Annotated in this window: 14 protein-coding genes and 2 tRNA genes; 8 read left to right on the top strand and 8 right to left on the bottom strand. The window is 68.3% G+C overall.

The window, feature by feature from the left end; all coding sequences use genetic code 11:
* Nucleotides 1–41: 41 nt before the first annotated feature.
* The 4 genes from ettA to msrA form a co-directional block, all read right to left on the bottom strand.
* Nucleotides 42–1,724, bottom strand: coding sequence for an energy-dependent translational throttle protein EttA (ettA, locus tag HF024_RS08915; RefSeq protein WP_168689320.1), 1,683 nt, complete (start codon nt 1,722–1,724; stop codon nt 42–44).
* A 57-nt stretch (nt 1,725–1,781) separates the two neighbouring features.
* Entirely contained in the window at nt 1,782–2,345 is a 564-nt protein-coding gene (locus tag HF024_RS08910) for a hypothetical protein (RefSeq protein ID WP_247597381.1), read from the bottom strand.
* 74 nt (nt 2,346–2,419) lie between these two features.
* On the bottom strand, nt 2,420–2,827 hold the full coding sequence (locus tag HF024_RS08905; RefSeq protein WP_168689319.1) for a single-stranded DNA-binding protein: 408 nt from the start codon (nt 2,825–2,827) through the stop codon (nt 2,420–2,422).
* A gap of 168 nt (nt 2,828–2,995) precedes the next feature.
* Entirely contained in the window at nt 2,996–3,523 is a 528-nt protein-coding gene (msrA, locus tag HF024_RS08900; protein ID WP_168689318.1) for a peptide-methionine (S)-S-oxide reductase MsrA, read from the bottom strand.
* Nucleotides 3,524–3,570: 47 nt separating this feature from the next.
* Between msrA and HF024_RS08895 the strand changes: the two genes are divergently transcribed.
* Both HF024_RS08895 and HF024_RS08890 read left to right on the top strand, forming a co-directional pair.
* Nucleotides 3,571–4,587 carry an aldo/keto reductase gene (locus HF024_RS08895; RefSeq protein ID WP_168689317.1) on the top strand — a complete coding sequence of 339 codons (1,017 nt, stop codon included), beginning with the start codon at nt 3,571–3,573 and terminating at the stop codon, nt 4,585–4,587.
* A gap of 115 nt (nt 4,588–4,702) precedes the next feature.
* Nucleotides 4,703–5,431: a hypothetical protein gene (locus tag HF024_RS08890; RefSeq protein WP_247597380.1), complete on the top strand. Its 729-nt coding sequence runs from the start codon at nt 4,703–4,705 to the stop codon at nt 5,429–5,431.
* A gap of 87 nt (nt 5,432–5,518) precedes the next feature.
* Here the strand turns inward: HF024_RS08890 and nadE are convergent, their stop codons facing one another.
* On the bottom strand, nt 5,519–6,361 hold the full coding sequence (nadE, locus tag HF024_RS08885) for an ammonia-dependent NAD(+) synthetase (protein WP_085368609.1): 843 nt from the start codon (nt 6,359–6,361) through the stop codon (nt 5,519–5,521).
* A 75-nt stretch (nt 6,362–6,436) separates the two neighbouring features.
* Here nadE and HF024_RS08880 point away from each other — a divergent pair, with 75 nt between their 5' ends.
* On the top strand, nt 6,437–7,654 hold the full coding sequence (locus HF024_RS08880) for a cation:proton antiporter (protein ID WP_168689316.1): 1,218 nt from the start codon (nt 6,437–6,439) through the stop codon (nt 7,652–7,654).
* A 118-nt stretch (nt 7,655–7,772) separates the two neighbouring features.
* On the opposite strand, the gene HF024_RS08875 is transcribed toward HF024_RS08880, so the two are convergent.
* On the bottom strand, nt 7,773–8,627 hold the full coding sequence (locus HF024_RS08875) for a LysR substrate-binding domain-containing protein (RefSeq protein WP_085368509.1): 855 nt from the start codon (nt 8,625–8,627) through the stop codon (nt 7,773–7,775).
* Between the two features lie 120 nt (nt 8,628–8,747).
* Here HF024_RS08875 and HF024_RS08870 point away from each other — a divergent pair, with 120 nt between their 5' ends.
* On the top strand, nt 8,748–10,091 hold the full coding sequence (locus tag HF024_RS08870; RefSeq protein ID WP_247597379.1) for an MFS transporter: 1,344 nt from the start codon (nt 8,748–8,750) through the stop codon (nt 10,089–10,091).
* 31 nt (nt 10,092–10,122) lie between these two features.
* Nucleotides 10,123–10,195: transfer RNA gene (locus tag HF024_RS08865), tRNA-Arg, on the top strand.
* A gap of 64 nt (nt 10,196–10,259) precedes the next feature.
* Here HF024_RS08865 and HF024_RS08860 read toward each other — a convergent pair.
* The gene (locus tag HF024_RS08860) at nt 10,260–10,568 is read right to left on the bottom strand and encodes a thioredoxin domain-containing protein (RefSeq protein WP_085368511.1); all 309 of its coding nucleotides are present in this window, start codon (nt 10,566–10,568) and stop codon (nt 10,260–10,262) included.
* Between the two features lie 95 nt (nt 10,569–10,663).
* Here HF024_RS08860 and HF024_RS08855 point away from each other — a divergent pair, with 95 nt between their 5' ends.
* The 3 genes from HF024_RS08855 to HF024_RS08845 all read left to right on the top strand — a co-directional run bounded on the left by HF024_RS08855 (nt 10,664) and on the right by HF024_RS08845 (nt 12,241).
* The gene (locus tag HF024_RS08855; RefSeq protein WP_168689315.1) at nt 10,664–11,485 is read left to right on the top strand and encodes an SGNH/GDSL hydrolase family protein; all 822 of its coding nucleotides are present in this window, start codon (nt 10,664–10,666) and stop codon (nt 11,483–11,485) included.
* A 9-nt stretch (nt 11,486–11,494) separates the two neighbouring features.
* Entirely contained in the window at nt 11,495–12,115 is a 621-nt protein-coding gene (orn, locus tag HF024_RS08850) for an oligoribonuclease (protein WP_168689314.1), read from the top strand.
* A 50-nt stretch (nt 12,116–12,165) separates the two neighbouring features.
* Nucleotides 12,166–12,241: transfer RNA gene (locus HF024_RS08845), tRNA-His, on the top strand.
* Here the strand turns inward: HF024_RS08845 and HF024_RS08840 are convergent.
* Nucleotides 12,220–12,846 (bottom strand): winged helix-turn-helix domain-containing protein, encoded by a 627-nt coding sequence (locus HF024_RS08840; RefSeq protein ID WP_168689313.1) that lies wholly within the window; start codon nt 12,844–12,846, stop codon nt 12,220–12,222. The genes HF024_RS08845 and HF024_RS08840 overlap by 22 nt on opposite strands.
* Between the last annotated feature and the right edge of the window lie 20 nt (nt 12,847–12,866).

The raw sequence follows: 12,866 nt of genomic DNA, 5'->3' as shown, positions 1-12,866 counted from the left end.
CAGGCAGCCCTTCGGTCTGTGCGCGCCGGCCGACGAGAGTGTCAGTCGCGCGTGAGCTTGCGGTAGGCGGAACGGTGCGGCTTGGCGGCGTCCGGGCCGAGTCGCTGCACCTTGTTCTCCTCGTACGCCTCGAAGTTGCCCTCGAACCAGTACCAGTTCGCCGGGTCCTCCTCCGTGCCCTCGTAGGCGAGGATGTGCGTGGCGATCCTGTCGAGGAACCACCGGTCGTGGGTGATGACCACGGCGCAGCCGGGGAACTCGAGCAGTGCGTTCTCGAGGCTGGACAGGGTCTCGACGTCCAGGTCGTTCGTCGGCTCGTCGAGGAGCAGCAGGTTGCCGCCCTGCTTGAGGGTCAGCGCCAGGTTCAGCCTGTTGCGCTCACCACCGGAGAGCACGCCGGCCTTCTTCTGCTGGTCCGGGCCTTTGAAGCCGAACGTCGACACGTACGCACGCGACGGCACCTCGGTCTTGCCGACCTGGATGTAGTCGAGCCCGTCGGACACGACCTCCCACAGCGTCTTGTTCGGGTCGATGCCGCCACGCGACTGGTCGACGTAGGAGATCTGGACCGTCTCGCCGATCTTCAGCTCGCCGCCGTCGAGCGGTTCGAGACCGACGATCGTCTTGAACAGGGTGGTCTTACCGACACCGTTCGGGCCGATGACGCCGACGATGCCGTTGCGCGGAAGCGTGAAGGTGAGGCCGTCGATCAGCTTGCGGTCGCCGAACCCCTTCTCCAGGTTCTTCGCGTCGATGACGACCTGGCCGAGACGCGGTCCCGGCGGAATCTGGATCTCCTCGAAGTCGAGCTTCCTGGTGCGCTCCGCCTCCGCCGCCATCTCCTCGTACCTGGCCAGACGGGCCTTCGACTTGGCCTGGCGGCCCTTGGCGTTGCTGCGCACCCAGTCGAGCTCCTCGGAGAGGCGCTTGGCGAGCTTCGCGTCCTTCTTGCCAGCGACTTCGAGACGCTCGCGCTTCTTCTCGAGGTAAGTGGAGTAGTTGCCCTCGTACGGATACAGGTGACCGCGGTCGACCTCGGCGATCCACTCCGCGACGTGGTCGAGGAAGTACCGGTCGTGGGTGACGGCGAGCACGGCACCGTGGTACTTGGCCAGGTGCTGCTCCAGCCACAGCACGCTCTCGGCGTCGAGGTGGTTGGTGGGCTCGTCGAGGAGGAGCAGGTCGGGCTTCTGCAGCAGCAGCTTGCAGAGCGCGACGCGGCGCTTCTCACCACCGGAGAGCGTGTTGACCGGCCAGTCCCCCGGCGGGCAGCGGAGCGCATCCATCGCCTGCTCCAGCTGGGAGTCGAGGTCCCAGGCGTCCTGGGCGTCGATCTGCTCCTGCAGGGTGCCCATCTCGGCGAGCAGCGTGTCGAAGTCTGCATCCGGGTCTGCGAGCAGCGCGGAGATCTCGTTGAACCGGTCGACCTTGCTCTTGATCTCGCCGACGCCCTCCTGGACGTTCTCGAGAACGGTCTTGTTCTCGTCGAGCACGGGCTCCTGCATGAGGATGCCGACGGTGTACCCGGGCGTGAGTTTCGCCTCGCCGTTGCTCGGGGTGTCGAGCCCGGCCATGATCTTTAGAATGGTCGACTTACCGGCGCCGTTCGGACCGACGACACCGATCTTCGCTCCGGGCAGGAACGCCATCGTGACGTCGTCCAGAATCAGTTTGTCGCCGACCGCTTTGCGGGCGCGCACCATCGAGTAAATGTATTCGGCCATGAGGTCCAGTCTATTCGGAGGATGGGGTCGGCCGGTCCAGCGGGCGGGAGGGCTCCGCTACCAGTCGATCGCCCTGGTTTGGCCGACGAGGCAGCCGCCGGTGCCGAGGACCGGGGTGGTCAGGCTGTTGTAGCCGCCCGCGTCTGCGCCGTTCTGGCCGATGAGGCAGGTGTCGCCGAGCTTGACCGAGAACTGGATCGAGTTGGCGGCCAGGCCGATCGTGGTGGTGTCGACCGTGAGTTGCATGGCCGACTTGTCGAAGCCGGCCGCGACGAGGGCGTCGATGAAGTCGCGGCCCTTCGCGGCGGGGTTCGCCGCGAGGGTGGCCCGGTTGACCTTGTCGAAGAAGGGGAGGTTCTGCTGGGCGGTGCCGCCGGGGACGAGTTCCGGAACTGCGGATGGGGTGCTCGTAGCGGACGGCGTGGAGGATGGTGTCGGCGCTGTCGTGGCCGGGTCGGGGGTTCCACCGACGCAACCGGCGAGCGAGCCTGCGATGAGGAGCACCCCGGCGGTGGATGCGAGCAGGTGGCGCAGTGGGCGCGCGGTGGCGGTCGCACCCGCGGGAGCGTGGGTGGGCCGGGCAGCGGCCGGCGCGGCGTGGGGGCTGGGCAGGTGGGGCATCGCTCTCCGTCGCTGGACTCCGGCCCGGGCGGGCCGCTGCCTGGACGGCAGCGCTCGAATCGTTATGCCTCATTCTAGACAGCCGTCGCTGAGGGAACGTCGACCGCGCGGACGCCCTGGACGGTGCGCGCGAACGTCGCGCTCCCCCACGCGAGGTCGTGGCCGATCGCGTCCGCCTCGATCTCTGCCGTGATCCCGCGCGAAGACGTGTCGTCTCCGTCGGACCATTCGCGCACGGTGAGACGGCCGGTGACCAGGACCGGATCGCCGCGGCTGACGCAGCCGGCCACGTTGGAGGCGAGCTGCCGGTATGCGGAGACCGTGAACCAGTTGCACCGGGTGTTCTGCCAGGCGTCCGCATCCACGTCGTAGACGGTGTTCGTGCTGATGAGGCGGAAGCTCGTGACCGAGAGGCCCTCGGTGGTGACGATGTGGCGCGGGTCGGTCGCGACGACTCCGGTGACGGTGATGGTGTCGTTCATGGTGCTCTCCTCGAAAGGCTCGGTGTGGTTTTCCGAGTCTGCGGGGAGAGCGTCGGCGCCGGACCGGGCGCGGGAGAACTGTGGAGAAGTCGGCTCGGCCAGATGCTGTGGAGGAGCTGGGCGGAAGGGGCGCGACGGAGAAGCGCGGCGCAGAAGCCCGCGCGCCCGCTACGCCGCGATCACATACGGCGCGTACGAGGCCCTGATCTTGTTCACCTTCGGCTGGGCCACCGCCAGGCAGTATCCCTGGCCGGGGTTCTTGGCGAAGAAGTCCTGGTGGTACTCCTCGGCGCGGTAGAAGGTGCCGAGCGGCTCGAGCGTGGTGACGACGGTGCCGTCCCAGTAGGTCTTCGCGCGCTCGATGGCCGCTTCGAACTGTGCCTTCTGCTCGTCGCCGTCGTAGAACATCGCCGAACGGTACTGGGTGCCGATGTCGGCGCCCTGGCGGTTCAGCTGGGTGGGGTCGTGGAGGGTGAAGAACACGTCGAGGATGACGCTCGGCGGGATCACCTCGGGGTCGAAGGTGACCGCGACGGCCTCCGCGTGGCCGGTCGAGCCGGTGCAGACCTCTTCGTACGTGGGGTCGACGGCGGTGCCGCCCGTGTATCCGGAGACGACGTCCTGCACGCCGCGGAGGACACGGTAGACCGCATCCAGGCACCAGAAGCACCCACCGGCGATGACATATGTGTCCATCAACATCCCTTTCGTTTCGATCCTCCCCATTCTCCTACGATGAAGACATGGCTTACGAACCCGCGGAGAACCGCTACGAGACGATGACGTACAACCGCAGCGGACGCAGCGGGCTGAAGCTTCCTGCCCTGTCGCTCGGGCTGTGGCACAACTTCGGCGACGAGCGCCCGATCGAGACCCAGCGCGCCATCGTGCGCCGCGCGTTCGACCTCGGCGTCACCCATTTCGACCTCGCAAACAACTACGGGCCTCCCGCCGGCACCGCCGAGACCAACTTCGGACGCATCCTGCGCGAAGACCTCCTGCCGTACCGCGACGAGATCGTGGTCTCCACGAAGGCCGGGTACTTCATGTGGAACGGCCCGTACGGCGAGTGGGGCTCCCGCAAGACGATGCTGTCGTCGCTCGACCAGAGCCTCGGCCGCCTCGGGCTGGACTACGTCGACATCTTCTACTCGCACCGGCCGGACCCGGAGACTCCGATCGAGGAGACGATGGGCGCGCTCGCCACGGCCGTGAAGCAGGGCAAGGCGCTCTACGCCGGCATCTCCAACTATTCGCCGGAGCAGACCACGGCAGCTGCGGCGGCCTTGGCCGACCACGGGGTCCCGCTGCTCATCCACCAGCCGCGGTACTCGATGTTCGACAGGCACATCGAAGACGGCCTGTTCCCCGTGCTCGAGGAGGTGGGAGCAGGAAGCATCGTCTTCTCGCCGCTCGCCCAGGGGATGCTCACCGACCGCTACCTGGACGGCACCGTTCCCGCCGGCTCCCGCGCGGCCACCAGTCACTTCCTGTCGGAGAAGCAGCTGAGCCCTGTGTACCTGGAACGCGCCCGCGCGCTCAACGACATCGCCGCCGCCCGCGGCCAGTCGCTCGCGCAGCTGGCGCTCAGCTGGGTGCTGCGGCAGCCGGGCGTCACGAGCGCGCTGATCGGCGCATCCAGTGTCGCCCAGCTAGAGCAGAACATCGCCGCGCTCGACGCACCAGCACTCACCGCGGACGAGATCGCCAGCATCGAGCCGTACGCCGTGGACGGCACGGAGCACCTCGAAGACGAGTAGCGGCGGGCGGGTTCTGTCACACCTTGATCACGGGGACGCGGACGCGCCGGGCGGCGTGCCGGAGATGAGAGACCGCCGAGGTTAACATCACCGCATGCAGTGGTGGAATGATTTCGTGGATTGGCTCACTTCGTCCGACGCGCAGCCGGTGGTGTTCAACGCGGTGGTTCTCGCCGTCGCCGTGATCATTGCCGGACTGCTGGGCGCCTGGATCGCGCGCGGCGCGGTCAAAGGGCTGCTCTCCCGCACCGACCGTCAGCAGAAGGCGTCCGCCATCGCGGCGCTCGTCGACGCTGCGACGGAGGCGTCCGTCTGGAACTCCCTCACCCCGGGTGAGCAGGTGCTCTCCGACCGCGCCGTCGGCCAGGCCGACATCATGGTGCGACTGCTCCCGATCAAGGGCTCCGGCATCGCGGCGAACTGGGCAGGACACCAGCTCGCAGAGATGAAGCGTGCGTCTGCCACGTTCGGCTACCAGCTCGACCCGGCCATCGCGGAGTTCCGCGACCGCCTCATCGAATGGCAGAACAAGCCGAGCCGCGCGCGCCGCATCTTCCAGGGCGACCTCGAACGCTGGCGCTTCGAGAACACCGACACCGACCGCACGCTGATCGCACAACAGGATGCGTGGGTCGCCCAGCAGCACCACGAGCAGTATGCGCCGACCACGGCCGACACTGGCGACCAGACGGCACAGGCACAGGCACCGGCACCGGCCGGCCAGACGCAGCTCGCTACGACGCCGCTCCCCTCCTACGCGGCAGAGCGCACCGGCAGCGACACGGGCACCGGCCCCGTCGCCTCCGACACCGCCCCGACGTCGAAACTCAACCAGCCGGTCTGATCCGGCCCCGGTCCACGAAGAAATGGTCCAGGACTGCCACGGTGTGGCGGTCCTGGACCATTTTCGTGAGCGGCGAGGTCTAGCGCCTCAGCGCGAGTAGTCGCCTCGGCGGTGCCACCACTCGTCGAACATGCTGGCGGGCAGCTGCCGCTTGTGCTCCGTTGCCAGGTAGCGCGCCTCGATAGTCTCCGCGACCCTGTCCGGCACGTCCTCGCCTTCGAGGAACGCGTCGATGTCCGCGTAGCTCAGGCCGAGGTTGTCCTCGTCGGTCTGGCCGGGGTTGTGGTCGAGGAGGTCGGCCGTCGGAGCCTTCGTGTAGAGGCGCGCCGGCGCATCCAGGTACTCCAGGAGGGCGCGGCCCTGCCGCTTGCTGAGTCCGGCGAGCGGCAGGATGTCGGTGCCGCCGTCGCCGTACTTCGTGAAGAAGCCCGTAACGGCCTCCGCCGCGTGGTCCGTGCCGACGACGAGCAGGCGGCGCTGCCCGGCGATGGCGTACTGCGCGACCATCCTGGCGCGCGCCTTCACGTTGCCCTTGTTGAAGTCGGACATGTCGTCGCCGATCGCATCCAGGTATTCGTCCTCGATGCCGTCGACGCCGCGCTGGATGTTGAACGTCACCGTGCGCTGCGGCCGGATGAACGACAGGGCGAGCTGGGCGTCGTCTTCGTCGTGCTGCACCGCATACGGCAGCCGCACGGCGATGAACTCGGCGTCGATCCCGCGTTCGGCGAGGCGTTCGACGGCGAGCTGGCTGAGGCGGCCGGCGAGCGAGGAGTCCTGTCCGCCCGAGATGCCGAGGACGAGACCGGATGCGCCGGTCGTCGTCAGGTATTCGACGAGGAACCCCACCCGTTTCTCGACCTCGGCGGCGGGGTCGATGACAGGGCTCACGTTCAGTTCGTCGATGATTCTGGCCTGGAGTTCACGCATGATCATCACCATATCCCCGGTGCGTTTCCGCCGTGTGAACGGCCGCTGATCGCTCGCAGCCAGTAGCATCGGCGCATGGACCCCGCCGTCGGAACCATCGTGCTCGTCCCGCTGCTCGCGGTGGTGGCGTCGTTGCTGGCCACGGCGGTCGGCCGGGTGGCGAAGATCCCGCTCGTCGTGTTCGAGATCCTGCTCGGCCTGCTGATCGGCCCGGCCGTGCTCGGCTGGGTGCCGAAGTCGGACATGCTCGACGCTGTCGCCAACTTCGGTCTGGCGTTCCTGTTCTTCATGGCGGGCAACGAGATCGACTTCGCGGCGATCAAGGGACGGCCGCTGAAACGCGCATCCCTCGGCTGGCTGATCTCGCTGGTGGCCGGGGTGGTCATCGGCATCCTGCTGTCCCCGGATGCGGTGACCGGCGTGTTCGTGGGGATCGCACTGACCTCGACCGCGCTCGGCACGCTGATGCCGGTGCTGCGGGATGCGGGCGAACTGAAGACGTCGTTCGGGCGCGCCGTCACCGCGGTCGGCGCCGTCGGCGAGTTCGGTCCGCTGCTCGCCATCTCGCTGTTCCTCAGCGGACGGAAGCCGCTCGCGGCCTCCCTGGTGCTGATCGCGTTCGCGGTGATCGCCGGCCTCGCCGTCTGGTTCGCCGCGCGCGGAGGGCACGAACGCTTCCACGGGCTAGTGCGGGCGACGCTGCACACCAGCGGGCAGTTCGCCGTGCGGTTCATCGTGATGGTGATCGCGGCACTGGTCGGGCTGAGCCTCGCGCTCGGACTCGACATGCTGCTCGGGGCGTTCGCCGCCGGGGTGATCTGCCGGGTGCTGCTCTCCGGAGCCGCGGAGCCGGACGCGAAACTCGTCGAGGGGAAGCTCGAGGCGGTCGCGTTCGGCGTGCTGGTGCCGGTGTTCTTCATCAACACCGGGATCGGCTTCGACCTCCGCGCGCTCGTCACCGACCCGCACGCGCTGCTCCTGCTGCCGATCTTCCTGGTCCTGATGCTGATCGTGCGCGGGCTGCCGGGCTCGCTCGCCGCGCCGGGCGGGTCGACGTTCGCCGACCGCAGCGCGCTCACGCTGTTCAGCGCCACCGGTCTGCCGATCATCGTGGCGGTGACCAACATCGGGGTGGCGGAGGGCGACCTGAAGACCGGGACGGCCACCGCGCTCGTCGGAGCCGGGATGCTGTCGGTGCTCGCGTTCCCGATCATCGCGCTCACGCTGCGCAAGCGCTCCTCCGACGGCGGCCTCCGCCCACCGGACCCCGACCGCATCCCGATCGTCGGCTGACCCGCCTCCCGTCCCGAAGCCATCGTGCCGTCCCGAAGCCATCGAGCCGGGACTTGTGCACGCCCCATCCCGGCGTGTCGCGTGCATAAGTCCCGGCTCGATGGCTTCGGGACTGGGGTCAGGGGATGCGGGTGACGGCGCGGGCGAGGATGGCGGTGGTGAGCGCGTCGACCGGCTCGCGCGCGGCGGCGGGGTTGGAGAGCAGGGTGAAGTCGACGTGGCCGAGGTCGGGCAGACCGAACCGGTTGGTGACCTTGATGAGGTCGGTGGGGATGAGCGACCGGGGGAACACCGCGATCCCGATACCGGCGCGCACCGCGGCCAGCACACCGTTCACCTCGCGCGTGTTGCAGGTGATCCGCCAGGTGCGGCCGGCGGCCTCCAGCGCGTCGATCGTGATCTGACGGCTGATGCTCGGCCCCTGGTATGCGATCAGCGGCACAGGATGCTCGGGCTCCAGCACCGTCTTCTCCTGCCCCATCCAGACCAGCTCGTCGGTGGCGACGACCGTGCCCTCCGTCGTACCCGGGTTCTGCTTGATGAAGATGAGGTCGAGGTGCCCCGCCTGCAGGCGACGGTACAGCGGCGCGGACTGGTCGACGGTGAGCTCCAGGTTGATCTGCGGGTGCTGCTGCCGGAAGTGGCGCAGGATGCGCGGGAGCGTCGTGATCGCGAGGTCGTCCGCCGCGCCGAAGCGCAGTCGCCCGCGCATCGCCGAGCCGCTGAAGTAGCGGTCGGCCTCCGCGTGTGCCGCGAGGATCGTGCGGGCGAACCCGGCCATCGCGTCCCCGTTGTCCGTCAGCCGCACATCCCGGGTGTCGCGGGCGACCAGCTGCCGTTTCGCCGCCGCTTCGAGCCGTCGGACGTGCTGGCTGACCGTCGGCTGGCTGATCCCGAGCCGCGCGGCGGCCTTCGTGAAGCTGTGTGTGTCGGCCACGGCGAGGAAGGTGCGGAGCAGCACAGGGTCGAACATCGCGCATCCATTCGGTAATCCAATAGGAGTTATAGGTTCAATTCGCTGCAAGAATAGCTCAGGTTGCGTAACGTCGAAGGTGCAGAAACCTCATACGAAACTCGATACGCAGGAATACACGTGGCAAACTCCACCGCAGCAGCCCCACCGACCGGGCCCATGCCCGTTCTCAGCACGCGCCCACCGTGGCGGGAGACGTTCGTCTCACTGAAAGTCCCCAACTACCGCAAGTTCGCCGCAAGCAACCTCGTCGCCAACACGGCCGTCTGGATGCAGCGCATCGCGATGGACTGGCTGGTACTCCAGCTCTCCGGCAGCGTCGCGGCCGTCGGCATCACGGTCTTCATGCAGTTCATGCCGATGCTCGTGCTCGGTCTGCACGGCGGAGTGATCGCCGACCGGTACAACAAGCAGAAGATCCTCATCGTCACGCAGACCTGCGCTGCACTGCTGGCCGGCGTCCTGGCCGCGCTCACCCTCACCGGACTCACGCAGGTGTGGCACGTCTACCTCATCTCGTTCCTGCTCGGACTCGTGACCGTGGTCGACAATCCCACCCGCCAGGTGTTCGTCAACGAGCTGGTCGGGCCGAAGTACCTGCGCAACGCGATCAGCCTGAACTCGTCCATCTTCCAGCTCGGCGGCCTCATCGGCCCCGCGGTCGGCGGCATCCTGATCACCGCGGTCGGCGGCGGCTGGTCGTTCGTGATCAACGCCGTCGCCTGCCTCGCCGTGGTCGGCTCGCTGCTCTCGCTCAACCGCTCGCAGCTGCACCACTCTCCTGCTGCGCCGCGTGCGAAAGGCCAGCTGGCCGAGGGCATCCGGTACGTGCGCCGCAAGCCCGTGATCTTCTGGACCGTCGTGATGGTCGCGATCATCGCCGTCTTCGCGTTCAACATGCCGGTGTTCCTCGCGGCGTACGCCAACAACGTCTACGACGTCGGCGCGCAGGGCTACGGACTGTTCAACGCGCTGGTCGCTGCGGGCGCGCTGGTCGGCGCCCTCGCATCCACTCGCCGGACGAGCGTGCGGCTGAGCATGGTGGTCGGCACGGCTGCCGCGCTCGGCTTCATCCAGGCCATCGCCGGATTCGCGCCGTCGGAGATCGCGTTCGGCGTGCTCCTGATCGGCATCGGCGTGGGAAATCTGCTGTTCATCACGGCGGCGAACTCGCTGGTGCAGATGTCGTCGAACGTGCAGATCCGCGGCAGGGTCATCTCGCTCTACATCCTGGTGCTGCTCGGCGGCCAGGCCATCGGCGGACCGTTCATGGGCTGGGTGGTCGAGGAGGTCGGACCGCACATCGCGATGATGATCTCCGGCGTCGTCCCCGCCGTCGCAGCCGTGGTGATCGCCCTGCTGATCGCCAGGAGCGCGAGCCTGCGGCTCCGGTTCGGCCTGCGCGGCCGCCGCCCCACCATCGCCATCGTCAACAGGGCGGGCAAGAGCGGCGCGACGCTCTGAGGCCGACGGGCTGCGGTATCGTGGAAATCACGCCCCCGTAGCTCAGCGGATAGAGCAGGAGCCTTCTAATCTCTTGGTCGCAGGTTCGATTCCTGCCGGGGGCACCGCTGTGCCGCCCCACTGGGCCGCGCCCAGTGGCCGCACAGCTGGGCAGCGCCGAACCTGGGTTCAGACCGCTTTCGCCGCGGCGACCAGCACCTGCTGCAGCGTCGGAACGCCCTCCGCGCGGAACACCTCGTCGCCGGCAGCCGTCGCCACGATCACCGTGGGGGTGACCCGGATGCGGTCGGCCTCCGCGCTCTGCAGGTTGCGGGCGACGTCCAGCTCGGTCACGGTCACCAGCGGCACGAGCCGCGCCGCCTCGGCCAGCACGGCGCGCGTCTGCATGCACGGTTCGCAGAACGCCGACGTGTACAGGGTGAGCCGGACAGCGTCTCCGTCGGTGACGGGACGGCCAACGGCCGATGTCGAATCCACGGTTCCAGTGTACGTCCGGGGAACATCCGGAGACCATCGAGCCAAGCGGCGGCTGTTGGCACGCGCATCCCGGCACCGGTGGGCAGACTCGGGATGTGAGCCGCACAGCTTTCACCCGGTATGTCGCCCTCGGGGACTCGATCACCGAGGGCCTCTGCGATGCCCCGCCCGCGCGCGGAGCGCAGCACCCTGAACCGGCCGGGGCGTGGATCGGCTGGGCCGACCGCCTCGCCGCCATCCTCGACGGGGACGCCAGACTGGCGGGGCATCCGTTCGAGTTCGCCAACCTCGCCGTCCGGGGGCGCCGCATCGCCGACGTGGTCGACGGGCAGGTGCCGCACGCGCTGCGGCTCTCCCCTGACCTGGTCTCGGTGATGGTCGGCGGGAACGACCTGATGAGCCCGGCCGCCGATCCGGATGCGCTCGCCTCGCGCCTCGACTCCGGCATCCGGTCGCTGCGGGAGGCCGGCGCGACCGTGCTGCTGGCGAACCTGTTCGACCCGCAGTTCGCGTTCTTCCTCAAGCCGTTCCGCGGACGCGCCGCCGTCTTCAACGCCAACATCTGGAGCATCGCGCGGGACCACAGGGCCATCGTGCTCGACGTGTGGGGCGTGCGCGAGTTCCGCGAGAGCAGCATGTGGGCGAGCGATCGCGTGCACCTGAGCGCCCGCGGCCACCGGCTGCTCGCCGCGCACGCGGCGCACACGCTCGGCGTGCCGTACGCGGAGATCGCGGCGACGACCGCCGGAGAAGCGGCAGCCGACCAGCCGGTTCCCCCGCCGGAGGAGATCCCGCTGCGCACCTGGCTGCGCGTGTACGCCATCCCGTGGGCGGCGAGGCGCATGCGGCGCATCTCCGCCGGGGACGGCATGGATGCGAAACAGCCGGTGCCGCTGCCCGTCGGAGGGCCGCACTAGACTTTCAGCATGGCAAATTCCTCGGATCGTCTGGTCTGGATCGACTGCGAAATGACCGGACTCGACCTCGAGGTCGACGAACTCGTCGAGATCGCGGTGGTCATCACCGATTTCGAACTGAACGTGCTCGACCCCGGCCTCAGCATCGTGATCAAGCCGGACGCGTCCGCGCTCGAGAACATGAACGACTTCGTGCGAGACATGCACACCACCTCCGGGCTGATCGACGAGATCCCGAACGGCAAGAGCCTGGCCGAGGCCGAGTACGAGGTGCTGGAGTACGTGCTCAAGTTCGCGCCGACCGCGCGCACGGCGCCGATCGCCGGGAACACCATCGGCACCGACCGGATGTTCATCGCCAAGTTCATGCCGCGCCTCGACAACCACCTGCACTACCGCAGCGTCGACGTGTCCTCCATCAAGGAGCTCTCCCGCCGCTGGTACCCGCGCATCTACTTCAACGCGCCCGAGAAGCACGGCGGTCACCGCGCTCTCGCCGACATTCTCGAGTCGATCCGGGAGCTCGATTACTACCGCCGCGCAGCGTTCGTGGGCGAACCGGGACCCACCACGGACGACGTTCAGAGCGTGTCGGCGGCCGTAGTGGAAAAATGGGCCCCGCGAATGTAATAGAATCGTCGAGTTGCTTTGTTCGGGACCGCGTTCCGGACGAAGACATGGTGGGTATAGCTCAGTTGGTAGAGCGCCTGGTTGTGGTCCAGGAGGTCGCGGGTTCAAGCCCCGTTACTCACCCCAGTTGAATGAAGCCCCCGCGCGAATGCCGGGGGCTTCGTCGTTGGGCCGGGCTCTCTGTCCGCCGAGCGATGCAGCAGGAACATCCCGCCATGCACCGGGAGGTCCCGTCGCGAATCGTCCGTCTCCACATACTCGTCGATCACCGCGACGATCCTGCGGTCCAGTTCCTCGATGTCCTCCGGCGACAGATGCAGGGAGAATCGCGCGTACGTGGCGATGGAGGACGGCCCCGCCTCCGCCAGCTCCTGCTGGAACGCCTCCACCGGCGCGAACCCCTCGCTCGGGTCCGACCCGGCCAGCGCATCCGACAGCCACCAGCTGCGCCCCGTCGAGCGGTACGGCTTCTCCAGCGCGCCGCTCTCCCCCGTGCGCACCGGCGCGGGTTCCAGGAAGCCCGCATCCACCAGCTGGCGCACGTGATAGTGCGCCGTGCCGGGATCGACGCCGAGGCGGTCGGCCAGCTGCTTGTTGGTCAGCTCGTACTGTCCGCACAGGCGCACCATGCGCACCCGCAGTGGATGCGCGAGTGCTTTCGTCTCCTTCACCGTCGCCGGGCGCCGCTTGGCGTCGACCGGATGGATGGGGGCGCTGTCGCTCTCGCTCATACGCAGACTCTACGCTTCGA

This window comes from Leifsonia sp. PS1209 (assembly GCF_012317045.1).
GTDB lineage: Bacteria > Actinomycetota > Actinomycetes > Actinomycetales > Microbacteriaceae > Leifsonia.
The sequence above is the reverse complement of the archived record's forward strand: the minus strand, read 5'-3'. Positions and strand labels throughout refer to the sequence as shown.